This window comes from Streptomyces sp. NRRL WC-3742, from assembly GCF_000720635.1.
Lineage (GTDB): Bacteria > Actinomycetota > Actinomycetes > Streptomycetales > Streptomycetaceae > Kitasatospora.
In genome coordinates, this window is record NZ_JOCF01000005.1 from 144,579 (window position 1) to 169,168 (window position 24,590).

Annotated in this window: 20 protein-coding genes; 14 read left to right on the top strand and 6 right to left on the bottom strand. The window is 73.3% G+C overall.

Annotation, left to right across the window (positions count from 1 at the left end; all coding sequences use genetic code 11):
* The first annotated feature begins 17 nt into the window (after window positions 1-17).
* The 3 genes from IH61_RS49460 (at window position 18) to IH61_RS0105160 (ending at window position 8,135) form a co-directional block, all read left to right on the top strand.
* Window positions 18-4,763, top strand: coding sequence for a DNA repair ATPase (locus IH61_RS49460; RefSeq protein WP_051836274.1), 4,746 nt, complete (start codon window positions 18-20; stop codon window positions 4,761-4,763).
* Window positions 4,764-4,842: 79 nt separating this feature from the next.
* Window positions 4,843-5,589, top strand: coding sequence for an ABC transporter ATP-binding protein (locus tag IH61_RS0105155; protein WP_031065553.1), 747 nt, complete (start codon window positions 4,843-4,845; stop codon window positions 5,587-5,589).
* Window positions 5,583-8,135, top strand: coding sequence for an ABC transporter permease (locus tag IH61_RS0105160; RefSeq protein ID WP_031065555.1), 2,553 nt, complete (start codon window positions 5,583-5,585; stop codon window positions 8,133-8,135). Before IH61_RS0105155 ends, IH61_RS0105160 begins: the two co-directional genes overlap by 7 nt.
* Window positions 8,136-8,153: 18 nt before the next feature.
* On the opposite strand, the gene IH61_RS40380 is transcribed toward IH61_RS0105160, so the two are convergent.
* Window positions 8,154-8,570, bottom strand: coding sequence for a hypothetical protein (locus IH61_RS40380; RefSeq protein WP_051836275.1), 417 nt, complete (start codon window positions 8,568-8,570; stop codon window positions 8,154-8,156).
* A 159-nt stretch (window positions 8,571-8,729) separates the two neighbouring features.
* Between IH61_RS40380 and IH61_RS0105170 the strand changes: the two genes are divergently transcribed.
* From IH61_RS0105170 to IH61_RS0105215, 10 genes are all read left to right on the top strand, one after another.
* Complete coding sequence (locus IH61_RS0105170; protein WP_031065557.1) at window positions 8,730-9,962, top strand: helix-turn-helix domain-containing protein; 1,233 nt, start codon at window positions 8,730-8,732, stop codon at window positions 9,960-9,962.
* A 123-nt stretch (window positions 9,963-10,085) separates the two neighbouring features.
* Entirely contained in the window at window positions 10,086-10,508 is a 423-nt protein-coding gene (locus tag IH61_RS50170; protein WP_420713832.1) for an ATP-binding protein, read from the top strand.
* 14 nt (window positions 10,509-10,522) lie between these two features.
* Window positions 10,523-11,080, top strand: a complete 558-nt coding sequence (locus tag IH61_RS0105180) for a hypothetical protein (RefSeq protein WP_031065560.1) — start codon at window positions 10,523-10,525, stop codon at window positions 11,078-11,080.
* A gap of 393 nt (window positions 11,081-11,473) precedes the next feature.
* Window positions 11,474-11,992, top strand: a complete 519-nt coding sequence (locus tag IH61_RS0105185; RefSeq protein ID WP_031065562.1) for a DUF6879 family protein — start codon at window positions 11,474-11,476, stop codon at window positions 11,990-11,992.
* Window positions 11,979-12,836 (top strand): helix-turn-helix domain-containing protein, encoded by an 858-nt coding sequence (locus IH61_RS0105190; protein WP_031065565.1) that lies wholly within the window; start codon window positions 11,979-11,981, stop codon window positions 12,834-12,836. Before IH61_RS0105185 ends, IH61_RS0105190 begins: the two co-directional genes overlap by 14 nt.
* 155 nt (window positions 12,837-12,991) lie before the next feature.
* Window positions 12,992-13,258, top strand: coding sequence for a putative ATP-grasp-modified RiPP (gene tgmA, locus IH61_RS0105195; RefSeq protein ID WP_031065569.1), 267 nt, complete (start codon window positions 12,992-12,994; stop codon window positions 13,256-13,258).
* Window positions 13,258-14,223 carry an ATP-grasp ribosomal peptide maturase gene (tgmB, locus tag IH61_RS0105200; RefSeq protein ID WP_031065572.1) on the top strand — a complete coding sequence of 322 codons (966 nt, stop codon included), beginning with the start codon at window positions 13,258-13,260 and terminating at the stop codon, window positions 14,221-14,223. The genes tgmA and tgmB overlap by 1 nt, the downstream gene beginning before the upstream one ends.
* Window positions 14,220-15,362, top strand: a complete 1,143-nt coding sequence (gene tgmC / locus IH61_RS0105205; RefSeq protein ID WP_031065575.1) for an ATP-grasp peptide maturase system methyltransferase — start codon at window positions 14,220-14,222, stop codon at window positions 15,360-15,362. Before tgmB ends, tgmC begins: the two co-directional genes overlap by 4 nt.
* A gap of 252 nt (window positions 15,363-15,614) precedes the next feature.
* Window positions 15,615-16,469: a class I SAM-dependent methyltransferase gene (locus IH61_RS0105210; protein ID WP_031065578.1), complete on the top strand. Its 855-nt coding sequence runs from the start codon at window positions 15,615-15,617 to the stop codon at window positions 16,467-16,469.
* Window positions 16,470-16,477: 8 nt separating this feature from the next.
* The gene (locus IH61_RS0105215; RefSeq protein WP_051836276.1) at window positions 16,478-17,488 is read left to right on the top strand and encodes an aromatic ring-hydroxylating oxygenase subunit alpha; all 1,011 of its coding nucleotides are present in this window, start codon (window positions 16,478-16,480) and stop codon (window positions 17,486-17,488) included.
* Window positions 17,489-17,894: 406 nt separating this feature from the next.
* On the opposite strand, the gene IH61_RS0105225 is transcribed toward IH61_RS0105215, so the two are convergent.
* The 3 genes from IH61_RS0105225 to IH61_RS0105235 form a co-directional block, all read right to left on the bottom strand.
* Window positions 17,895-19,646 (bottom strand): FAD-dependent oxidoreductase, encoded by a 1,752-nt coding sequence (locus IH61_RS0105225; RefSeq protein WP_031065583.1) that lies wholly within the window; start codon window positions 19,644-19,646, stop codon window positions 17,895-17,897.
* Window positions 19,647-19,698: 52 nt separating this feature from the next.
* Complete coding sequence (locus IH61_RS0105230) at window positions 19,699-20,724, bottom strand: AurF N-oxygenase family protein (RefSeq protein ID WP_078910839.1); 1,026 nt, start codon at window positions 20,722-20,724, stop codon at window positions 19,699-19,701.
* A 98-nt stretch (window positions 20,725-20,822) separates the two neighbouring features.
* Window positions 20,823-21,782 (bottom strand): GlxA family transcriptional regulator, encoded by a 960-nt coding sequence (locus tag IH61_RS0105235; protein ID WP_031065588.1) that lies wholly within the window; start codon window positions 21,780-21,782, stop codon window positions 20,823-20,825.
* 103 nt (window positions 21,783-21,885) lie between these two features.
* On the opposite strand from IH61_RS0105235, the gene IH61_RS0105240 reads away from it, so the two are divergent.
* On the top strand, window positions 21,886-22,803 hold the full coding sequence (locus IH61_RS0105240) for an NAD-dependent epimerase/dehydratase family protein (RefSeq protein ID WP_031065589.1): 918 nt from the start codon (window positions 21,886-21,888) through the stop codon (window positions 22,801-22,803).
* 52 nt (window positions 22,804-22,855) lie between these two features.
* Here the strand turns inward: IH61_RS0105240 and IH61_RS0105245 are convergent, their stop codons facing one another.
* A complete protein-coding gene (locus tag IH61_RS0105245) occupies window positions 22,856-24,154 on the bottom strand; it encodes an RNA polymerase sigma factor (protein WP_031065591.1) in 1,299 nt (432 codons plus the stop codon).
* Window positions 24,155-24,207: 53 nt separating this feature from the next.
* The gene (locus IH61_RS0105250; protein ID WP_031065593.1) at window positions 24,208-24,570 is read right to left on the bottom strand and encodes a YciI family protein; all 363 of its coding nucleotides are present in this window, start codon (window positions 24,568-24,570) and stop codon (window positions 24,208-24,210) included.
* Window positions 24,571-24,590: the final 20 nt, after the last annotated feature.

A 24,590-nucleotide genomic window follows, 5' to 3' on the forward strand; every position in this document is an offset into this window, starting at 1 on the left:
GACCGAGGAACGCAACCGTGGACGCCCAAGCCCCCGACGTTCAAGCCCCCGACGCCCGGCTCGACGCCGGAACCTACGAGGTCCTGCGCGGCCGGCTCGCCCGGGCCGCCGCCGAACTCTCCGACCGCGCACAGGCGTTGAACGCCCGCAGGGTCGAGGAGTTCGGCGGCGGGGAGCTGCGGCTCACCGGCACCGGGCGGCTCACCACCGCCCGGCCCTGCCTGCCGCAGGACCTCACCGCCGCCGGCGGGCTGCTGCTGCTCGGCACCCGGCCCTCCTCGGCGGACGACGGACCCGAGGACGACGTTCTGTCCTTGCACCGCCCCGACCTCTCCCCCGCCCCCGCCGAGGGCACCCTCCTCGACGACCCCCGGCTGCGCCAGGACCTCGACGACCTGCACCGCTACTTCCGCGACGCCCGCCTGGAGCGGCTGCGCCCGACGGCCGGGCGGCTGCTCGCGGTCTTCCGCACCGGCCCGGCCGCCGCCGACGTCCGGGTGCTGCGCTGGCTCGACTCCGGCGAGGGGCAGCCGGGCTACCACGACGGCCGGGGCGAGCGCGACCACACCCCGGCCGAGGGCCAGCAGCTCGCCTGGACGCCGCTCACCCGCGACGACCAGGTGCCCGCCGCCCCCGGCACCGCGCCCCGCGCCGACCTCGCCGGACAGCTCCACGTCTCCGTCGACGGCGGCCGGCTGCGGCTGCTCGCCCCGGACGGCCGCGAGCTGCACCGCGAACCGCTCGCCGAGGCCCTCCAGACCCTGGCCGACGCGCAGATCGCCCACGCCCGCCTCGCCACCCTGCTGCTGGTGCGGGTGCGCCCGTACCAGGAGGAGACCGTCCGCCACCTGGTCGTCCACCTGCCCACCGGCGCCGTCACCCGCATCGACGCCCTCGGCCAGGCGTGCCTGCGGCTGCCCGCCGACCAGGGCGTGGCCTTCCCCGGCGGCTGCCACCTCGCGGACGGCACCGTACGCACCTTCGACCAGCCCGTGGAGGGCCTCGCGTACGAGCGCACCGTCGTCTCGCCCAACGGCGAGGACGTGCTCTACGAGTTCCGCTCCCCCTTCGACGGCCGCGCCCTGCTCCAGCCGTACAACTCGGTGCGCCAGGAGGCTTCCGCCCCGCTCGCCTGCCAGGGCTTCGCCCTGCTCGAGGACGGCACGCTGATCGCCCTGCGCCCCGCCGAGGACGGGCCCAGCCGGCTGCACCCCGTCCAGGTCTGGGCGACCCCGTTCACCAGCGAACGCTACGCCGCCGAACAGCCGCCCGGCGCCGGCGAGTTGGCGAGGATCGGCAACGCCGACCTGGTCCGGGGCCTGGCCGACTGCCTCGCCCTCGCCCGCCTCGCCGCCGCCGGAGCCGACACCCCGGCCGGCCACCAGGCCGTCCTGTCCGCCTGCACCCGCACCGCCGACCGCCACCACTGGCTCGGGCAGCCCGGCCTCGGCGACCTCGCCGCGCCGCTGGCCGAGATCCGCGACACCGCCCGGCAGGTCGTCGCCGAGTACGAGGCGATCGCCCAGCTCACCGCGCACGCCGCCGCCCGCGTGGCGCAGACCGCCGAGCACGTCGAGGGCCTGCTGCGCACCGCGCGCGGCGAGACCCTCGCCGACGCCGCCGAGTGGGTGGACCGGCTCACCGGGCTGCGCCGCGCCCAGGGCCGGGTGGAGGCGCTGCGCGAACTGCCGCGCGTGGACACCGCCCGGGTGGAGGCGCTCGCCGAGGAACTGGTGACCGGGCTCGCCGAGGCCGCCGCCCGCGCGGTGGACCGGCTCGCCGAGCCCACCGCGTTCGAGCCGCACCACCTGCGCGCCGCCGGGCTCGCCGAGGACTGCGCCGCCATCGCCACCGCCGCCGAGGCCGACCCGCTGTTCGAGCGGCTCGGCGGGCAGAGCGAGGCCCTGCAGACCGTCTCCGAACTCGTCGGCACCCTCGACCTCGCCGACGCCACCACCCGCACCGCCATCCTCGACCGGCTCGCCGACGTCCTGGGCCTGCTCAACCGGGCCCGGGCCACCCTGACCGTACGCCGCCGCGAGCTGCGCACCCGGGAGGCCGCGGACGAGTTCGCCGCCGAGACCGCCCTGCTCGCCCAGGCCGTCACCGCCGCCCTCGCCGCCGCCGACACCCCCGAGAACTGCGACGACCAGCTCGGCCGACTCCTGCTGCGCGTCGAGCAGTTGGAGACCCGCTTCGCCGACGCCGACCCGGCGCTGACCGAGCAGCTCACCGAGCGGCGCACCGAGATCCACGACGCGCTCACCGCCCGCCGCCAGCACCTCCTGGAGGAGCGCGCCCGCCGCGCCGACCGGCTCGCCGCCTCCGCCGGGCGCATCCTCGACACCCTGCACCGCCGCCTGACCGCCCTCGGCAGCGCCGAGGAGATCGACGCGGCCTTCGCCGCCGACCCGACGGCCGTCAAACTCCGCGAACTCGCCGCTCAGTTGGCCGACCTGGGCGACCGCGTCCGGGCCGAGGAGCTGACCGGACGGCTGCGCGCCGCCCGCAGCCGCGCCCACCGCGCGCTGCGCGACCGCGCCGAACTCACCGGGGACGGCCCCGGCACCCTGCGGCTGGGCCGGCACCTGTTCGCCGTCACCACCCAGCGGCCCGAACTCACCCTGCTGCCCTGGAAGGGCCGCCCGGCCTTCACCCTCACCGGCACCGACTACCGCTCCCCCGTCACCGACCCGGCCTTCGCGGCCACCGAGCGGTACTGGTCGCGGCCCCTGCCCTCCGAGACCCCGGCCCTCTACCGCGCCGAGTACCTCGCCGCCGCCCTGCTGCTGGCCGCCGAACCGGGGGCGCTGTCGCCCGACGCCGACCTACTGGAACACGTCCGCCTCGCCGCCGAGCGGCGTCCCGACGAGGGCTACCAGCGCGGCGTCCACGACCACGACGCGGCGCTACTGCTGCGCGCCCTGCTCGAACTCGACGCCGAGGCGGGCCTGTTGCGCCACCCGGCGCCCGCCCGGGCGGCGGCCCAGCTGTACTGGGCGTACGGCGCCGACGAGCGCCGGCGGCTCGTCTGGCACACCCGGGCGCGCTCGCTCGGCCTCGCCCGGGAGGCGTTCGGGGTCGCCCCGCCCGCGCTCGCGGCGCTGGCGGCGGAACTGGAGGCGGCGGTGGAGGCGTCGGTGGGCGCGTTCACGCCCGGCTCCGCGGGCGCCGGGGCGTACCTGGTCGCCGAACTCGCCGCCGCCGCACCGTCGTTCGCCTGGTCCTCCGGCGCCTCGGCGCTGCTGGAGAAGTTCCGCGCCGCCCCCGAGTCCGCCGGGCTGACGGAGGCGCTGGCCGCCCTGCCCGAGGAGGCCGAGCTGCTGCCCGTACGGCGCCAACTCGCCGACGCCTGGCTGGAGTCGGCCGCCGCCGACGCCGATCCTGGCGACCGTGCCGAGGCGGCCGCCGCCCTGCTCTGCCCCTCCCTGCCGCGCCGCGCCGCCGAGGGCGCGATCGGCGTCCGGGTGGGCGGGCTGCTCGGCGACCACCCGCGCGTCCGCGGCGGGGCCCTTGACCTGCGGCTGGACGAACTGCTCGCCCGGGTCCGGGAGTTCGAGGCCGTGGAGGTGCCCGGCTACCGGGCCTACCAGCGGCTGCGCGCCGACCTGCTCGCCGCCGAGCACGACCGGCTGCGCCTCGACACCTACCGGCCCGCGCCGCTCAACGGCTTCGTCCGCAACCGGCTCATCGACCAGGTGTACCTGCCGCTCGTCGGCGACAACCTCGCCAAGCAGCTCGGCACGGCGCAGATCGGCACGACGCAGGCCGGCGGGCCCGTGGACCGCAGCGGCCTGCTGCTGCTCGTCTCCCCGCCCGGCTACGGCAAGACCACCCTCGTCGAGTACCTCGCCGAGCGCCTGGGCCTGCTGCTCGTCTCCGTCAGCGGCCCGGCGCTGGGCAACCGGGTCACCTCCCTCGACCCGGCCGAGGCCCCCGACGCCACCTCCCGGCGCGAGGTCGAGAAGCTCAACTTCGCCCTCCACGCGGGCGACAACGTGCTGCTCTACCTCGACGACGTCCAGCACACCTCGCCCGAGTTCCTCCAGCGCTTCATCCCGCTGTGCGACGCCCAGCGCCGCATCGACGGCGTCCGGGACGGCGAGGCCCGCGAGTGGGACCTGCGCGGCAAGCGCTTCGCCGTGGTCATGGCCGCCAACCCGTACACCGAGTCCGGGCGGCTGTTCCGGCTGCCCGACATGCTCGCCAACCGCGCCGACGTCTGGAACCTCGGCGACGCCGTCGCCGGGCGCGAGGACCTGTTCGCGCTCAGCTTCGTCGAGAACGCCCTGCCCGCCAACCCGCACCTCGCCCCGCTGGCCAACGCCTCCCGGGAGGACCTGGACACCCTCCTCGCCCGCGCCTCCGGCACCCCCGGCGGGCAGCTCACCGCCGCCTGGCCGGGCGCCGAGGTCGAGCGGATGACGGCCGTCCTGGCGGGCCTGCTCCACCTGCGCGGCACCGTCCTCGCCGTCAACCGCGCCTACCTCGCCTCCGCCGCCCAGGACGACCGCAACCGCACCGAGCCGCCGTTCCTGCTCCAGGGCTCCTACCGCAACATGGCCAAGCTCGCCCAGCGGCTCGACCCGGCCCTCACCCGGCCCGAGCTCGACGCCCTGCTCGACGACCACTACCGCGCCGAGGCCCAGCCGCTGGGCGCCGACGCGGAGGCGCAGCTGCTGAAGCTGGCCGAGCTGCGGGGCGCGCTGACGCAGGAGCAGGCCCGGCGGTGGAAGGAGCTCAAGGCTTCCTGGCGGGGGTGAGGGGGTGTAGCTAGGTACACCCCCATTCGTGAAGCGGCGTCCATTGAGCCGGACCCTCCGCCACTGATGAAATATGATCATGAACAGCAGCACGGGCTTCGCCGTCGAACTCCGCTCCGTCCGCCGGACCTACCGGCGGGGCCCCGAACCGGTCGTCGGCCTCGACGACGTCAGCATCGGCTTCCCCTTCGGCACCTTCACCGCCGTCATGGGCCCCTCCGGCTCGGGCAAGTCGACGCTGCTGCGCTCGGCCGCGGGCCTGGAGGCCGTGGACGGCGGCGAGGTGCTGGTCGACGGCACGGCACTCAACGGCCTGCGCGACCGGGCGCTGACGGTGCTGCGCCGCGAGCGGATCGGCTTCGTCTTCCAGTCCTTCAACCTGCTGCCCGCCCTGACCGCCGCCCAGAACGTGGCGCTCCCGGCGAAGCTGGCCGGCCGCCGCCCCGCCCCCGCCGAGGTCACCGCCGCCCTGGCCGCCGTCGGCCTCGCCGACCGGGCCCGGCACCGCCCGGGCGAGCTCTCCGGCGGCCAGCAGCAGCGCGTGGCCATCGCCCGGGCGCTGATCACCCGGCCCGCCGTACTGCTCGCCGACGAGCCGACCGGCGCGCTGGACACCTCCAGCGGACGCGAGGTCCTCTCCCTGCTGCGCGGCATGGCCGACGACCCCACCCGGGCCGTGGTCATGGTCACCCACGACCCGGGCGCCGCCTCCTACGCGGACCGCGTCGTCTTCCTGCGCGACGGCCGGCTCGCCGGCTCGCTGGAGCAGCCCACCGCCGAGCAGGTCGCCGCCCGGATGACGACCCTGGAGGCCGTGCCGTGCTGACCCTCGCCATCGCGGGCCTGCGGCTGCGCTGGGCCTCCTTCGTCGGCAGCTTCGTCGCGCTGGCCTTCGGCGTCGCCCTGCTGGCCACCTCGATCCTGGTGATCGCCGCCACCGCCTCCGTGCCCGACCAGGGCCGCCAGCGCTTCTCCGAGGCCCCCGTCCTCGTCACCGCCAACCTGAGCGTCGACTACCCGACCGCCCGCGGCGAGCTCGAGGCGACCCAGGTCGCCACCCAGCCGGGCCTGCCCGCCCCGCTGATCGCCGCCGTCGCGGGGACCGGCCGCACCGTCGAGGACCGCACCTTCTACGCCCAGCTCGCCGACGGCCCGCGCACCCAGGTGGGCCGCGCCTGGTCCGCCGCCGCCCTCGGCGGCTACCGGCTGAGCGCCGGCACCGCGCCCGCCGCCGACGACCAGATCGTCATCGGCGGCGGCAGCCCCGAACAGGTCGGCAGGCGCGTCCGGTTCGTCACCGCCGACGGCCCGCACACCGCGACGGTCTCCGGCGTCACCGAGGCGGAGGCGTTCGAGCACGCCGTCTTCTTCACCGACGCCCAGGCCGCCCGGTTCTGCCCCGCGGTCGGCGTGCTGGCCGCCTTCGGCTCCGCCGAGGACGTGCGCCGGGTCGTGGACGCCGCCGGGGGCGAGAAGGTCGCCCGGGTGCTCACCGGCGCGGACCGCCGCCAGACCGACCCGCACTACATCGAGGTCAGCCACCGCCTGGAGGACGTGCAGACCCCGCTGGGCCTGTCCGCCGCCGTCTCCAGCGGCACCGCCGTGTTCGTCGTCGGCGGCACCTTCGCCCTCTCCATCGCCCAGCGCCGCCGCGAACTCGCCCTGCTGCGCCTGGTCGGCGCCACCCGGCGTCAGATGCGCGCCCTCGTCCACCGCGAAGCCCTGGTGGTCGGCCTGCTGGCCTCCGCCGCCGGGTGCGCGCTCGGCGCGGCCGGGGTCGCCCCCGCCGCCCGCTGGCTGGTCGACCACGACATGGTGCCCGCCGACTTCACCGTCCCCGTGACCTGGTGGGGGCTGCTGATCGCGGCCGTCACCGGGCTGCTGACGGCCATGGGCGGCGTCGTCCTCTCCTCGCTCAAGGCCGGGCTCGTACGCCCCGCCGAGGCACTGGTGGAGGCGGACGCCGAACACCGCTCGCCCCTGGTGCTCGCCTTCCGCTGGGTCACGGGCCTGCTCGTGCTGGGCACCTCGACCGCCGCCGTCTGGATCGTCGCCCACTACTGGCCCGACGCCCCCGCCAACGCCGCCGACTCGCTCGCCCTGCTGCTGGGCGTCGTCGCCGGATGCGTCCTGCTCGCGAGCGTCCTGGCCGGGCCGGTCGTCCGGCTGCTCACCCTGCTGCCCGCCTGCGCCGCCCGGCTGCGCGGCCTCCCCGCCGAGGAGGGCGGCGGCACCGTCTGGGCCACCGCCCGCCAGAGCGCCCTGACGGCGTTCCGGCGCACCGCCGCGACCGCCACCCCGGTCGTGCTGATCGTCTCCTTCGCCGGGTGCCTGCTCGGCAGCATCGACACCGTCAACCGCTCCCAGGTCTCCGAGACCCGCAGCCGCCTGGCCGCCGCCGACTTCGTCGTCACCCCGGCCGGCACGCCCGGGCTCAGCCGGGCCGTGGTGGACCGGGTGGGCGCCGTTCCCGGCGTACGGGCGGTCGCCGTCACCCCGACCGCCCTCATGGCGGGCGTCGACGACGGCGAGGCCCTGGTCCCCTTCCGCGCCGCCACCGCCGACCCGGCCGCCCTCGCCGAGGTCGACCGCCTGCCCCTCGTCGCGGGCTCCCTCGCCGACCTCCGGCCCGGCTCGGTCGTCCTCAGCCGCACCTGGCCCGGCTCACCCCGGGTCGGGGACCAGGTCCCGGTGCTCCTGGCCGACGGCACCCCGCGCACCCTACGGGTCGCCGCCCTGCTCGGCACCGGCGCCGAGACCACCCAGGCGTGGGTCACCGCCCCCGAAGCCGTCACCTCCGGCATCACCGGCCCGGCCCTCGCCCAGCAGATCGACGTCCGGCTCCTGCCCGGCACCGACCCCCGGCAGGCGTCCAACGCCCTGCGCGCCGCCGTCGACGGGCTCGGCGCCCGGCTCGCCACCCCGGAGGAGGTCTGGTCCTCCAGCGCCGACGCCACCGAGAAGGAGGCGTGGAACGCCCTCCTGATGATCCTCGGCCTCACCATCTGCTACGCCGCCGTCGCCCTCGCCAACTCGCTGGTCATGACCGTCACCGACCGCCGCCGAGAGTTCGCCCTGATGCGCCTGGCCGGCGCCACCCGCACCCAGGTGCTGCGCACCGTCGCCGTCGAGACCCTGCTGTCCGTGGCCGCCGGCACCGTCCTCGGCGTCATCGGTACCCTCATCAGCGTCGGCGGCTCCTGGTCCACCCTCACCGACCTCGTCGGCCCCACCCCCGCCGTCATCCCCTGGACGGTGATGGCCACCCTCGCCGGTGGATGCGCGGCCATCGCCCTCCTCGCCGCCCTCCTCCCCACCACCCTCGCCCTGCGCCCCCGCGAAGGCCAGCCGATCACCCTCGAAGCCGCCTGACCATGCACCTGTACGGCGTCATGGCACCGACGTCCCGGTACCCCAGAGCTTCGTACATCCGCACCGCCGCCTCAGCCTCCGGCCGGACCGCCAGGGTGACCCGCTCGACGTCGATCCCTTCAATGACGGCCGCATGCAACCCCCGCCCGACCGCGTGAACTCCGCGTCCAGCCCGAGACTGTCCCACCACCGACTCCCCGACTGAAGAAGCACCCCGAACGCGAACCCCACCAGCCCTCCGGACCGCGCGAGAACCAGCCGGAAGCCCGCCATCGTCCGGAACCGCCCGTAGCCCTCCAGGAAGTCCACCAGGTCGCTCGGCCCCTCGAAGTAAGGCGGCTCCGCGAACACTTGCTCATACAGCGGGGCGATCTCGTCCAGCGCCCGCGCCGCGCGGTCGGCATCGGTGACAATCTCGAAGGCGGGATTCTCCACGGCTCTCCTCCATGCACTCCTCGGGCACTCCGGTCCCTGGAGACGGTGGACCCCCACCGTTAGCCTGGCTCATGACGCTAGCCGTTGGGAAGCGGTAGCTTCGTGACAGCACCGCAGCCCACAGAGCGGGCAGGCGGGCGCGATCGCGGGAGGGCTGCTGTGCTGGAGGAGCGGGAGTCGATCGGCAAGCGGGTACGGCGGGCGCGGCTCCGGCTGGGCATGACCCAAGCGGACCTGGCCGCTGCGATCGGCAGGACCCAGGGGTGGGTGTCGAAGGTCGAGAAGGGCACGATCGAGCTCGATCGGGCCGGTGTCATCAATCAGCTGGCGGCCGCCCTCCACTGCCATCCCAACGACCTCATAGAGCGCCCGTTCGTCGCGGGCAGGGTCTCGGAGAACCAGTGGCAAGTTTCGGCGGCCGCCATCGTGCGGGAGCTTCGGCGCTACGACCTCACGCCGGTTTTCGACGGCACCCCCCGATCGTCCGGCGACTTGTGGCGTGAGACCGAGGGCCTGCATCGGCTGCGGGATTCCGCCGCCAACGTGGCCATCCTGAAGGTGCTTCCGGACATGCTCCGTGAGGCACGGGCCCTGGCCGAGGTGTCCACCGGCCACGAACGCGAAGAGGCGTTCGCGATCTACGCGATCGAGTGCAAGTTCGCCCACACCGCCGCCCATGTGCTCGGGCATCCGGAGCTGGTCGCCATGGCCTGCGAACGGGCGGCCTGGTCGGCACGGCTGTCCAGTGACCCGGTGATGGAGGCGGTCGCGGACTGGATGCGCGTGTGGGACATGTGGGCCACCGCTGACTGGGACGACGCGGTGGCGCTGTCGGACAAGGCACTTCGGCTCGTCGAGGACCGCCACCGGGCCAACGACCCACTGGCGGTGAGGGCTTGGGGAACCTTCCACCTTCGCGCAGCCGTGTCGGCAGCACGCGCCGGCCACCGGGAGGAGGCCGAGGACCGCATCCAGCACGCCCGTGCGGCAGCCGAGTTGATGGACGGCGCCCGGGCCGAACCGCCCTTCGACCGACACTCGCTGACGTTCTCCGGCGGCAACGTCCAGATCCACGCCGTGTCGGTCCAGCTGGAGATGGGCGACCACGCCCGGGCACTGGTCCTCAACGAACGCGCCGACCCGGCCGAGGTCGCCGCACTCCCCGGATCCCGGCAGGGCCACCACCACATGGACCTGGCCCGCGCCTGGCTCTGGGACGGCAATCGGGACAAGGCACTCCGGTCCCTGGAGACGGCGGAGCGCATCGCCCCGCAGCTCGTCCGCAACCACCCGATCGCCCGCGCCACCCTGCGCAAGATCGTCTACGCCGAGCGCTCGGCCACCCGGGAGAAGCTGCGCCGCATGTCAGACCGCTTCCACCTGGACGGATAGGGCAGTATTCCGCTGATTCATGTTCAACAGTAATGGCATGGCTACCGTCTGTACGCATGAGCGGATGGCGCGCGGCTCGCGGCGCGCGGCAAGCCTCTCAATCCGTATGCGACGTTCCCCGAGGTGTTCTGCCATGCTCGCAACCTGCCGCCCCCGTGCGTTCGCCACGCGTCTCGACTCGCGCGTCGAATCCACGGCCCTCGCACGGAACTTGCTCCGGCGTACCTCTCCGCCCTCCCCACCGGCGACCGCTACAACGACGTCGCCGAACTCCTCCTGAGCGAGTTGTTCGCCAACGCCGTGCAGCATTCCGATGCGGAGGATGACCGGCTCATCGAGGTCCGGTTCGCCCTCATCGGCAACCTCCTCCGACTCGAAGTCCACGATGCGGGCGGCGGCCGCCCGACCCTCCGCGCCGCCCGCCCGAACGACGAGAGCGGACGCGGGCTCTTCCTCGTCAGCAAACTCTCCGAGCGCTGGGGCTGCTGCCCTCGGATTGGTGGCATCGGCAAGTTCATCTGGGTACTCGTCGCCCCCACCAGCTGAGAGGCGACACCCCCATGCGACTCGCCCTCAGCGCCCGACACCTATTCGACGCCGACTCCACCCCCGCCGAGGTCTACGCCAACCTCGCCCGCAGGACCCGCCAGCCCCTGCGCTCGGCCCGCGCCGTCTGCGCGGCCCTCACCATCCCCGCCGCCGAAGCCGACCGCCGCCTCGACGAGTGCTACGACGCCCTCCTCGCCAACCCCCGCCCGGGCTCCGAAGCCGACACCGGCGAACTCCTCGAAGCCCTCGGCATCTTCGACATCCCCAAACAGCTCGACGACCGCGAACTCGCGATCGTCGACCTCTTCCTCACCGCCATCGACGCCCTCGGCGGCATCCGCGCCGGACACCAACACGGCCTGGCCCGCTGGTTCACCACCGGCAACCTCACCACCGCCTACCTCTCCCTCACCGCCGCACGCCCCCTCGCCCGCACCGGAGACCCGGTTCGCTACTGGGCCGCCCTCATCCAGGCCGGCGAACTCCTCCTCGCACAGCCCTCCCCCGACCCCCGCCTCACCTACGCCCTCACCCAATGCCGCCTCAACGCAACCCGAGCAACCCGATGACCCGTGAGAACGCCGGAGCATGCCTCCCCCTGGCCCTGCACGCCACCGGCTGGGGACGGCCAAAGCATCCGCACGCTACTTCCAGTGCTGTGGGTCTATGCGGGAACGCGACTGACGGCGCGTCCACCCTTGTAACGCTATGGCCACGGTCCGTAGCTTGTCGTGCACCACCTTAGAGAGGGGGCACCATGAAGCTGACTGTGATCGCAGGCGGTCCTTGCGGCGCATCCGGCGACGGAAGTGGCAGTGGGGACTGCGACAGCGGGGACTGTCCGACTGTCTTCGTCACCGATCGAGGCACAATCGCCGTACAGGGATACAACGTTGACCGCACCACTCCGAGCGGGGAATCCGTCGTCGAGATCCCCGAGGCCGTACTGAGGGAGGCTATTCGTGCTCTTGGATGGTGAGGAGTGGCAGAGCTACTTCCGCAACTTCCGAAGGTCCGCATGGCGCCTCGAAGTGCAGCCCAGATACACGATGCCCGCAGAGGCCGAGAGCCTCGCCCGCTTCCTCCTCGGCGAGCCGAAGCCCGTTGACCACAATGCCGCTTGGCACGTGACCGTCCGGAACGCAGTCGCCTCGGGCAGGAGCTTCGGCCGCGTTCGAGTGGTCCGCGAGCCCCTGACGGACTACATCCGGTACCAATCCGCGTGGGGAATCCCCGGGAACATCGCAGCCGGGGAGAACATTCGGATCCTCGACCTCACGAACCGTTCCCTCGAACTCCCCGAACAAGACTTCTGGATGTTCGATGACGAGATCGTGGTTCACCTGAACTACCGACCGGACGGGACACAGATCAATCGTGAATTGATCGCGAATCCGAACCTCGCCCGGTACCGGCGATGGCGCGACCTCTCCCTCGCAGAATCGGTCGGATTCGCAGAGTGGAACAGTGCTCGAACCTGAACATCAAAGGCGCCAGCGGAAAGACCTTGCGGAAGCCTTGAGGGGCCTCCGCAAGGCTTCCGGGCTTTCCGGCGAGCGGCTCGCGAAGCGCTGCAACATGAGCCAGTCGAAAATCAGTCGGATAGAAACCGGGAGGACTCTTCCCACAGTCGTCGACGTGCAATTGATCCTCTCGGCCTTCGAGGGCGTTCCACCCGAGGTGGCCGGGGAACTGCTCAACCTCGCCAGAGCGGCAAACGTCGACTACGTCGCCTGGCGCACCTACGCCAGGCTCGGTCTCTACCAGAAGCAGGCCGAACTCAAGGCGTTGGAAGAGTCGTCACGTCTGATGCGGCACTTCCTCCCGGCGATCCCTACCGGGCTCCTCCACGTGCGCGAGTACGCCACGGAGACGTTGACTCCGACCGTCGGAAGCGCTCCCGCAAGGAATGTAGCCAGGGTGGTGCAGGCACGACTGGACCGGCAGTCGATCCTGGACGACCCCGACCGCCGCTTCGTGTTCCTGCTGACCGAGCAGGCCGTCAGATGGCAACGGGCAAGCCTGCCGGTGATGGCGGCCCAGGCGCTCCACATGGCGACGGTTTCCGAGAAGCCCAACGTGGAAATCTCGATCATCCCGCAAGGCGTCCCGGTCCGTGGCACGCCGATGAATATCTTCGTGATCTATGACGATCGCCTGGTCACGGTTGAGTTGTTCTCCGGCGAGGTGGTTCTACGGAACCCGCAGGACATCGATCACCATGCAGAACTGTTCGACATGTTCCTCAGCCATGCCCTCACAGGTGCGGATTCCTCTGCATTCCTCCGAAAATGCGCGGACGATTTCATGCGGAAGCTCGACTGACCATGGACCCCGAAACTCGACACCCCTAGCGTGGTTTCTCGACGAACAGAGTCCCGAGAATCACCGGCACTGCGCAGGAAGTCGGCGCGGCCGACTTCCTGTACCACCCAAACTCCCGCCCCGACTGCGGCGGGTTGTCAGAACAAGGAGGACCCATGACCCGAACCCCCGCGCCCTGGGGCATCAGCAGGATGGGGCCGTACGCGGCCACCACCACGCTCCCGGCGTTCACGCCCGTCATCGACCCCGAGACGCAGATCGCCGTCATCGTGGACGAGAACGGCCGAACCGTTGAACTGGGCAGCCATGGCACCAGCACCAGCGGTGTCACCCCCACCCAGACCGGGCCCGACGGACAGCCGGGTGCCCCGACCGACGCCGACAGCTATGAGTCCTACGACCAGGACCAGAGCAGCGGCTGATGGACGACCGAAGCGGGTCGGTGCTGGTACTGACCAATCCCCTTGACGTGACCGCAGATGCGGTACTGAGGGTGCTCGGCGAGCGCCGGGTGCCGGTGGTCCGTCTCGATCCCGGCACCGATCTGCACACGGGTGCCTCGCTGATCGCCACATACCGCACCGGCGCTCAGCGAGGCACCCTGCGCACCGCCAGCCGGGAACTCGACCTCACCGACGTCCGGTCGGTCTGGGTGCGCCGAGCCTCGCCCTACGAAGGCCCGTCCGAACTGGACGGCCAGGACCGCCGGTTCGCCGCCTCGCAATCCCTGTGGGCCACGGGCGGCATCCTCGCGTCGCTCCCACACGCGCACTACGTGAACCACCCCTGGGCGAACCGCGCCGCCGAGCACAAACCAGCACAGCTGGCAGCCGCGCAGAGCTGCGGGCTCACGGTCCCCGACACGGTGATCACGAACCGAGCGGACGAGGCCCGGGAGTTCGTGGCCGCCCAAGCCGCCGGAGCGGTGTACAAACCGCTCTGGAACACCCCGTACTCGGTCGACGGACAACCGCACGCCGTGTGGGTTCGCGAGGTCGATCCAGCCGAGATCACAGACGCCGTATCCGTCTGCCCGCACCTCTTCCAGGCGAAGGTGCCAAAGGTGTTCGACGCACGGGTGACGGCTGTCGGCGACCGCCTCTTCGGCCTCCGCATCGACAGCCCCGACCTCGACTGGCGCCGCCGCCAGAACCGGATGAGGTGCACACCGATCGACGTACCCGAGCCGGTCGCGCGTTCAATCGACGCCTACCTCGGCCAATTCCGCTTGGTGTTCGGCGCGTTCGACTTCGCTGTCACCGCCTCAGGCGCCTGGTACTTCCTTGAGTGCAACCCGAACGGCCAGTGGGCCTGGCAGCCGACCGAGACCACCACGACGATCGCCCACTCCCTCGCCGACCAGCTACAGAAAGGCCGTGACGCATGAACACACCGGCTGAACTCCGTACCGCCCTGGCCGACAGGCTCACCGAGGACGGCACGCTGACCGAACCCGGATGGGACAGCGCCGCGAGGGCCGTTCCACGAGAGCTCTTCGTCGGGGCCTACTTCGTTCCGATCCTCGGCAGCGTTCCGACCGGCTACCGGCCCATCCGCGAGGGCGATCCCGGATGGCTGGAGGGGATCTACGAGGACCAGACGCTGGTCACCCAACTCGATGGCCGCACCGCTCCTGAGGACATCGGCGGGGAAACGGTGACAGGTATCCCGACATCGTCATCCACGCTCCCGTCCGTGGTGCTGCAAATGTGGCATCAGCTCGACGTCGAGGCCGGGCACCGCGTGCTCGAAGTCGGTACCGGAACCGGGTACTCGACCGCCCTCGGTGCCCACCGCCTCGGAGACGCCAACCTCACCAGCATCGAGTACGACCCCACCGTCGGCACGGCAGCCGCAACAGCGATCAAGGCCGCGGGATTCAGCCCCCGGCTGATCATCGGTGACGGCTTGCGCGGCGACCCCGACGGTGGCCAGTACGACCGACTCATCGCCACCTGTTCGGTTCGGTACATCCCGCTCTCGTGGCTGCACCAGGTGAAGCCCGGCGGTCGCATCCTGGTCACCCTCTCCGGGTGGAGCTACGCGAACGCCCTCGCGCTGCTCGACGTGACCGGCTCCGGCGAAGCCACCGGTCGGTTCCTCGAGGACCAGGCCAGTTTCATGATCGCCCGACCTCACGATCGCCCGCCCCGCCCGACGCTGGACCTCCTGCCCGGCGAGGAGCGTCCGACGCACATCGACCCGGCGACGCTGGACAGTTGGACGGGAAGTTGGGTAGCCCAACTCGCCGCGCCCTCAGCCATCCGCATGGGTGTCGGAGCTCAACAGATCCTCTGGGACCTGGCCACAGGATCACAGGCCCGGACCGCGCCCGACCCCAATGGCGGTTGGACCGTGACTCAGCGCGGGCCTGTCGCCCTGTGGGACCGGGTCGAGCAGGCGGTTCAGAGCTGGCAATCGGCCGGCGAACCGCACCAGGACGCATTCGGCATCACGATCTCCCCCGCACGGCAACGGGTCTGGCTCGGAAACGAGGCCGGCCCCGGCTGGGACCTCCCGATCTGATGCCGGACCCGAGCCGCCCAGACCACACGCCGCAGCTGAACCCCCACCCGCCCGGGCGACGCGTGGCGAAGCCGGGGGCGGGCACCCGCCGGGAGGCGGGTGGGGGGTGGATGGTGGGGAACGGCGGAAGATCCTCTCAACAAAGCAGATGATGCGCGGGTGTTCACCCGGCACCTAGGCATACGAGCACACAACCACCGCCCGCGCGTGGCGTCACCGGGGCGGAAATCGCCCCGCCGCTAGCGTGGCGGCATGGGCGTGCAGGGACTGGATCTGGCCGGGTTGCGCCGGGTGTACGGGCGGACGGGCAGTCGGCTGTTCTACACCTGGGTGGCGCGCAACGCCCGGCACTGGGGGTGGACGGAGCCCGGGCAGTCGAAGTGGCGGCTGTGGCGCGCGCAGCGGCAGTTGCAGGACGTGCTGGGCCGCAGGCTCGCCCTGCGGCCGGGCGCGCGGGTGCTGGACGCCGGGTGCGGGGCGGGGGTGGTGGCCCGGGCGATGGCCACGCGGTTCGGGCTGGTCGTGGACGGCGTGGACGTGCTGGACTTCCACCTCGCCGAGGCCCGCCGCCTGAGCGAGCGCGCCGCGCTGGGCGTCCGTACGGTCTTCACCTGGGCCGACTACCACCATCTCCCCTACGCGACGGGCGAGTTCGACGGCGCCTACTCCATGGAGACCCTCGTCCACTCCTACGACCCGCCCCGCGCCCTCGCCGAGTTCCACCGGGTGCTGCGCCCCGGCGGGCGCCTGGTCCTGCTGGGCCCGATGGCCACCGGCCCGCTGGAGGAACTGCCGCCCGGCAAGCGCGAGCTGCTGGAGCCGTTCCTGGACGCGATGGCGATGACCGGCGCCCGGGTCTTCCACGCAGGCAACCTGTCGCGGCTGCTCACCGAGGCCGGGTTCGAGGTGGAGGAGGCCCTGGACGCGACCGCGTACTACGCGCCGACCGCCGAGGCGGTGCACGCCGCCTTCCGCCTGCCGTGGGAGGTGCTGCGCCGCTGCGGCGATCCGGCGCGGTGGCTCAATCTCCGCTCCACGGTGGAGATGTACGACGTACGGGAGTGCGTCGCCTGGTACGTCCACACCGCCGTCAAGCCCGCGAGGTGACCCGCGCCATGGCCTCCCCACTCCCCTACCCGTCCGGCTGGTTCTGCGTCGGCCGCGCCCGCGACCTGCCGCCCGGGCGGGTGCGGACGGCCCGCCTGGCGGGCGAGGACGTGGTGCTGTACCGGACCCGCCGGGGCGCCGCGCGGGCGGTCGGGCCGCACTGCCCACACCTGGGGGCGCATTTCGGGGCCGGTGGGCGGGTGCGGGGCGAGGAACTGGTGTGCCCGTTCCACGGGTTCGCCTTCGGCCTGGACGGTTCGTGCCTCGGCGCCCCGGACGGCACCCGGCTGCGCGCCGAGCTGACGCAGCGTCACTTCGCCGAGCGCGACGGCATCCTGTTCGTCTGGTGCGGCGAGGGGGCGCCCTCCTGGGAGCTGCCGCCGCCGGTCGGGGTGCGTCCGCTCGCCTGGTGGAGCGGGGAGTTGCGCTCGCATCCGCAGGAGGTGATGGAGAACAGCGTGGACTTCCGGCACGCGTCGGTGCTGCACGACCTGGACACCCGGGAGACCGCCCCGCCGGAGGTGGACGGGCCGCTGTTCACCGTCCATCAGCGCACCGTCACGCGCTTTCCGGGGCTGGGCGCGGTCAGCCTGGAGCAGCCGGTGACGCTGGCGGGGCTGGGCCTGATGCGGCTGACGGCCGAACTCCCGCAGCTGGGGACCACGTTGCGGGTGTGGGTGATGCCGACGCCGCTCGGGCCGTGGCGTACCCAGGTGCGGTTCGCGATGACGAGCACGGTGCCGATGCCGGGGCTGGTGCCGGGGCCGGGGCCGGGTTCGCTGAAGGCCGTCGACCGGGCGGCGTCCTGGCTGGCCCTGCAGGCGTCGGTACGGATCATCAAGCAGGACCGGCCGGTGCTGGAGCACAAGCGCTACCTGTCGCAGCCCCGCCTGGTGCCCGGGGAGCGGTCGATCGGCGTGTTCCGGCGCTGGGTCCGGCAGTTCTACCCGCCGTTCCACCCGCCGTTCCACCCGCCGTTCCACCCGCAGTTCCACCCGCAGGACGACGCGGCGCACTGACGCGCCTCACGTCCCGCCCGGTGCGGCGAGGGCCTCCCACACCGGGTCGGGCAGTCCGGGCACGGCCCGTCCTTCGGCCTGCCAGCGCCGGGCCAGCTCGGCGTAGATGGGCACCTCCGGATCCTCGCCCGGTGGGCGCTCCACCGGCCGGTCCACCAGCCGCTCGACCGGCCGCTCCAGCGCATGCAGGATCGTTTCTTCAACCGGTCGCCGCCGTCGCCGCGGTACCGGCATCACCCCAAATCCACTCACACCCGCCCAACGGGCCCCACCCGCCCCTGGACACGGCCGCGTCAACGGGCAACGCCCCCGTCAGCCACACGTACGGGTGGCCCGCACCCCCATCGGGCACGCACGAGAAGTCGGACGGGCCGACTTCTCGTGCACGCCCGAAGCACGAACCGGCTCAGCGCCGCCGCCCCGCCGCCAGCAGCTCCGGCACGGTGGCGAGCTTCACCCGGGGCCGCCCCTCGGCCTCGCCCCGGGCGCGCTCCGCCCGCTCCACCGCCCGCAGCTCCCTGAGCCCGACGGCGTCCGGCCGCCGCGTGCGCACCAGCTTCTCGAAGTCCCGCCGGCTCCCCGCCGGGGTGGACAGCGCCCGGGCCCCGGCGTCGTCCAGCAGGGCGTCGACGGTCTCCCGGGCGCAGGCCCGGTTGGCGCCGATCCCGCCGGACGGGCCGCGCTTGGCCCACCCGACCACGTACGCGCCGGGCAGCGGCCGCCCGGTGGCCGGGTCGACGACGCGCCCGCCCTCGTGCGCGACCGTCGCCGCCGCCTCGTCGAACGGCAGCCCGGGCACGGGCACACCCCGGTGCCCGATCGACCGGACGACGAGGCCCGCCGCCAGGGTCTCCCGCTCGCCCGTACCCGCCACCGGACCCACCGGACCGTCGCCCGGCGCCGCCTCGCCCCTTCCGTCGCCCGTGCCTTCGCCCGCACCTTCGCCCCTTCCGTCGCCCACGCCGTCGGCCGGTGCCGTGCGTTCCACCGTCACCCCGGCCACCCGCCCGTCCGCGCCCGCGACCAGCTCGACCGGCGCCGACAGGAACCGCAGCACGATCCGCCGCCCCGCCGCGGGCTCCGCGTCCGCCCCGTACGGGACGAACGGCAGCCCGGCGAGCAGCGCCGCCCGCGAACCGGGCGCGGCCGACTCGATCACGGCCCGCACCCGCGGATGGTCCTCGACCACCAGCTCGACGCCCGGCAGTTCGCGCAGCGCCAGGAACTCCGCCCGCGTCCACGCCGCCTGCTCGGGCCCGCGCCGGGCCAGCAGGACGACCTCCCGCACCCGCCCGCCGCGCAGCGCCGCGAGCGCGTGGTCGGCGATGTCGGTCCCGGCGAGCCGGTCCGGGTCGGTGAGCAGGATGCGGGCGATGTCGACGGCGACGTTGCCGGTGCCGATCACCGCGACCCGCTCGGCGTCGAGCCGCACGGCCCCGGCCGGGACGGTGGGTTCGGCGTTGTACCAGCGGACGAAGGTGGTGGCGGGCAGGCTGCCGGGCAGGTCCTCGCCGGGGATGTCCAGGCGCCGGTCGGCGGCGGCGCCGACCGCGTAGACCACGGCGTGGTGGTGGGCGGCGAGCTCCTCGTGGGTCACGTCCGTGCCGACCTCGACGTTGAGGTGCATCCGTAGCCTCGGGTCGTGGAAGACGTTCGCGAAGCTCTCCGCGATCCGCTTGGTGGACTGGTGGTCGGGCGCGACGCCGTGGCGCAGCAGTCCGCCGGTGACGGGCAGCCGGTCGATCATGGTGATCTCGGCGCCGGTGGAGCGCAGCAGCTCCTGCGCGGTGTACCCGGCGGACGGACCGGTGCCGACGATGGCCACCCGCAACGGGCCCGCGTCACCTGCCCCGCCCGGCAGGCTGCGCGGGAAGCTGGGCGCGCCCCAGGCGTGGTCGCTGGGGTGGTCGCGGAACCAGTCGCGGTTGATCGGGCCGAACGCGGTGTCGGGCCCGCGCAGTCGGTCCACGGGGAAGATCGCGTCGACGGGGCAGGCGTCGGCGCAGGCGCCGCAGTCGATGCAGGCCACCGGGTCGATGTAGAGCATGTCGGTGGTGCCGAACTCCGGTTCGTCCGGGGTCGGGTGGATGCAGTTGACCGGGCAGACGGACACGCAGGAGGCGTCGTTGCAGCAGTTCCGGGTGATCGCGTAGGCCATGGCGGGGGTGGGGTCCTCGCTGTGATGAAGTGGATGACGATCCGTCAGATCCTCAGAGCATGTGCACGCGGCGGTAGATGGCCGCCGATCGCCTGGTGAGCAGCCCGGTCTCGGCGAGGAAGGCCATCAGGTGCCGGGAGCTGGTGCGCATCATCGCCTTGCGGTGCTCGTTGGCCGCGGCCTCGGCGAGCGCCCGGTCGACGTCGAGGCCCGCGGCCCGGTAGACGCCGGGGTGGACCATGCTGGTGACGATGATGTACGCGCAGATCGCGATGCCCACGGCGGCGTGGCGGCGGCGGGCGGGGCCGGCGTGGCGCATCCGCTCCCGGATCTCCTGCCGGGCGAACTTCATGTGCCGCGACTCCTCGACCACGTGGATGCGGGAAGTGCCGCGCACGATGTCGAGGACGTTCTCGCCGCGCATCCAGTCGCGCTGCATGACGTCGAGCACCTCTTCGGCCACCAGGATGCCGCCGTAGGCGAGTTCACCCCTGGCGACGGACTTGAAGAGGCGGCCCGCCTGGGCGATGAGCCGGTTGGGCCGGTAGGCGGGGACGCCCATCTTCTCGCAGGCGCGGGCGAACATGATCGAGTGGCGGCACTCGTCGGCGATCTCGGTGAGCGCGAAGCGGAACTCGGCGCTGGCCGGGTCGTTGAGGTACTGGTCGCGCAGCACCATCTGCTGGAGGATCATCTCGAACCAGATGCCGGTGTTCATGATCGAGCAGACCTCGTGCCGGGTGAGCGTGACCCGCTGCTGCTCGCTCATCTCGTCCCAGAGCCGGGTGCCGTAGAGGCTGCTCCACTCCGGGTTCAGGCCGTGGTGCTCCGGCGGGAGGGGAGCGTCCCAGTCGATCTCGACCGAGGGGTCGTAGGAGAGGGTGGCGGCCGACTCCAGCAGCCGCTTCGAGACGTCGTCGTCCGCCGTGGTGTGCCGCTGGTCGTGCCGGTCGTTCCCGTTCTGCCGGCCCTTGCCGCCCTGCCGACCATTGCTGCCCTGCCGGTCGTTCCCGTTCCGCCGGTCGTTCGTCCCGTTCTGCCGGTCCCGCTGCCGCGCCACCGGGTCGGTGAGAGCCATGGCTGCCTCCTGGTGCCTGCTCCTGCGGATGCCCGCTCACCCGCTTATTAGACGGACAGTACAATAAGAGCGCTCGCCCGAGAACCCCCCGCGTTCGCCTACGACGGGGGCTGCCGGGTGAACGCCGCCCGGTACGCGCTGGGCGTCAGGCCCGTGCGCCCCGCCAGGTGACGCCGCAGCGAGTCGGTGGTGGCCAGACCGCTGAGCCGGGCCACCTGCTCCATCGGCAGCTCCGTCGTCTCCAGCAACTCCTGCGCCCGGATGACCCGTTGATACAGCAGCCACTGCAACGGGCTCAGGCCCGTCTCCTCGTGGAAGCGCCGGGTCAGCGTCCGGACGCTGGTGGCCGCGTGCGCCGCCAACTCGCCTCGGGTGAGCGGCTCGTGGAGCCGTTCCAGGGCCCACGCCCGCGTCCCGGCCAGTGAGGTGCCGGACTCCGGCGGCAGCGGCGTGGCAATGAACTGCGCCTGCCCGCCCGGCCGTACGGGAGCCGCGACCACCAGCCGGGCGGTGGCGTTGGCCGTGGCGGCGCCGTAGTCGGAGCGCACCAGGTGCAGGCACAGGTCGATGCCCGCGGAGAGCCCGGCGGAGCTCAGCAGGTTGCCGTCCTCGACGTAGAGCACGTCCGGTCGCAGCCGCACCTCGGGGTAACGGGCGCTGAACTCCTCGGACTTGGCCCAGTACGTGGTCGCACTGCGTCCGTCCAGCAGGCCCGCCCGGGCGAGCACGAACGCGCCGGTGCAGATCGAGGCGACGCGCTTTCCGGCCCCCGCCGCCCGGCGCAGCGCCGCGAGGACGGCGGGCTCGATCTCCTCCCGGGCGGCGGTGCCGGTCACGATCACGGTGTCGGCGTCCTCGACGGCCTCCAGCCCGTACGGAACGGTGACCACCATGCTGCTGCTCGTCGCGATCGGGCCGGGGCGGGCGGTGCAGATGCGCACCTCGTACCCGGGGCGGCCGTCCACCGCCGTGGCGCCGAGGACGAGTTCGGGGATCGACAGGTCGAAGGTGGTGGCGGGGGGAACGGCGACGACGGCGACGCGATGCGCTACGGGCATGGCCCGAACCTCCGGATGTTTGGCATTCGGGCCACTACCTTAACGATCTCCCGCGAACGATCCTGGAACGGCCGAAACCCCGTCACCCACCTGGGAGTTCACCATGCCGTCGTCCACGTACGTCGTCGTCGGAGCCGGAGCCACCGGAGCGGCCACCGCGCGGCTGCTCGCCGAGTCCGGCGAGCGGGTCCGCCTCCTCACCCGCCGGGGTTCGGGCCCCGAGCACCCGAGGATCGAACGGGTGCCGCTCGACGCCACGGACACCGACCAACTGACCGAGGCCGTCCGAGGGGCGCGGGTGCTGGTCAACTGCGCCATGCCCGCCTACGACCGCTGGCCCACCGACTTCCCGCCGCTGGCCGCCGCCCTGCTGTCGGCGGCGGAGCGCACCGGCGCCGACTACGTGATGCTCGGCAACGCCTACGGCTACGGGCCGCTCGACGGGCCCGCCACCGAGGGCCTGCCGATGGCGCCCACCAGCGTCAAAGGCGCCGTCCGGGCCCGGATGTGGACGGACGCGCTCGCCGCGCACCGGGCCGGACGGGTCCGGGTGACGGAGGTGCGGGCCAGCGACTACCTCGGCGCGGGCGCCTACTCGCCCTTCACCCTCATGGTCGGCGCCCAGGTCCTGGCCGGCGCGTCCGTCGCGTACCCGGGGGACCCGGACGCGCCGCACAGCTGGTCCTACACCGTCGACACCGCCCGCACGCTGATCGCCGCCGCGCGCGACGACCGCTCCTGGGGCCGGGCCTGGCACGTACCGTCCACCTCCGAGGCCACCGTCCGCGAGCTCGCCGGGCAGCTGGCCCGCGCGGCGGGGGCGGCCGGGCCCCGCCTGAACCGGATGCCCCTCGCCGAGCTGGAGGCGATCGGGCGGACCGACTCCGTCATGGCGGAGTTCCCCGAGATGCTCTACCTGTACGACCGCCCGAACCTCCTCGACGCGTCCTTCACGTCGGAGGCCCTGGACCTCACAGCGACGCCCCTCGACGTGGTCCTCAAGGAGATGGCCTCCGCCTGAGGCCCGCTCACTCGCCGCTCACTCCCCGGCCGCCGTCGCCCGACGCGCCCGCTCACTCCCCGGCCGCCGCCGCCCGACGCGCCCGCTCGGTCAGGTGCCGCCGCTCCGGCGCACTCGACGTACGGGCGGCGGCGGCGCGGTAGGCATCCGCGACGGTCGACGGGTCGGCGCCGGCCTGCTCGAGCAGGTGGGCGCGGACGGCGAGGAGGCGGTGGTGGCGGGCCAGCCGCTTGTCGGCGGCCAGTGCGGGCACTCCGTTCGGGTGGTCGTCCGAGCCGTCCAGCACCGCCAACCCCACCGCCGGCCCGTACACCATGGCGAGCGCGACGACCCGGTTGAGCGCCACCATCGGGTTGGCGTCGAAGGCGAGCAGCAGGTCGTACAGCACCAGGATCTGCGCCCAGTCCGTCTCCTCCGCGCTCGCCGCCTCGCTGTGCACCGCCGCGATCGCGGCCTGCACCTGGTACGGCCCGACCGGCCCGCCGGGCAGCACGGCGGCGATCAACTCCAGCCCTTCCTCGAGGAGTTCGCGCCGCCACAGCCGCCGGTCCTGCTCCGCCAGCGGCACCAGCTCGCCGTAGCGCCCGGTGCGGGCGGGCCGGCGGGCGTCGGTGAGCAGCATCAGGGCGAGCAGCCCGGCCGTCTCGGCGTCCTCGGGCACCAGGCGCAGCAGCAGCCGGGCGAGGCGGATCGCCTCGTCCGCGAGCCGGGGCGCGGTCAACTCCTCGCCGTCGCTGGCCGTGTAGCCCTCGTTGAAGATCAGGTACAGCACCTGCCGCACCTCGCCCAGCCGCGCCGCCAGGGCCCCCTCCCCCTCCAGCGGTACGAACCCGCCGCCCGCCGCGCGGATGCTCTGCTTCGCGCGGCTGATGCGCTGCGCCATGGTCGACTCGGGCACCAGGAAGGCGGCCGCGATCTGCGCGGTGGTCAGCCCGCCGACGGCGCGCAGGGTGAGCGCGATGCGGCTCGGCGCGGACAGCGTCGGGTGGCAGCACAGGAACAGCAGCGCGAGCGAGTCGTCGGCGGCGCCCTCGTGGGGCCCGGAGTCGGCGGGCGGCGCGAGCAGCGCGGACTGCGGGGTGGCCGTCGCGAGCGCCTCCTCGCGGCGGCGCCGGGCGGAGTCGCTGCGCACCTGGTCGAGCAGTTTGCGGCTCGCGACCGTCACCAGCCAGCCGCGCGGGTTCTCCGGCAGGCCGTCCTCGGGCCACCGCAGCGCGGCCGTCAGCAGGGCCTCCTGCACGGCGTCCTCGCACAGGTCGAAGTCCCCGTAGCGACGCACCAGCGCCCCGAGGGCCTGCGGCGCGAGTTCGCGCAGCAGCCCCTCGACCGCCGTCCCCGGCCGCCCGCCCATGCCCGTGCCCGCGTTCACTCGCCCGCCCGCGCCCGTCGCTCGCCCGCCCGCGCTCACTCTCCCGCCGGCGACTCGTGCAGGATCGGCCACAGCTCCACGGGCTCGACGTCCGCGAACGGCATGTCCGCCGCGATCCGCTGGGCGCGCTCCAGGCTCTCGCAGTCCAGCAGGTAGAAGCTGGCCAGGTACTCCTTGGTCTCCAGGTACGGCCCGTCGGTGACGACCGGCGCGCCCTCGGCCCGCCGCACCAGCTGCGCGGCGGCGGCGTCGGCGAGCCCGTACGCGCCGATCAGCTCGCCGGTCTCGCGGTAGCGGGCGTTGAACGCCTCCTGCCGGGCGATCGCCTCCGGCCAGGCTTCGGCCGGGAAGGAGTCCCACTTGGCCTGGTTGCCGTAGATCATCGCGACGTACTTCATTCCGGTTCTCCCGTTCCGCT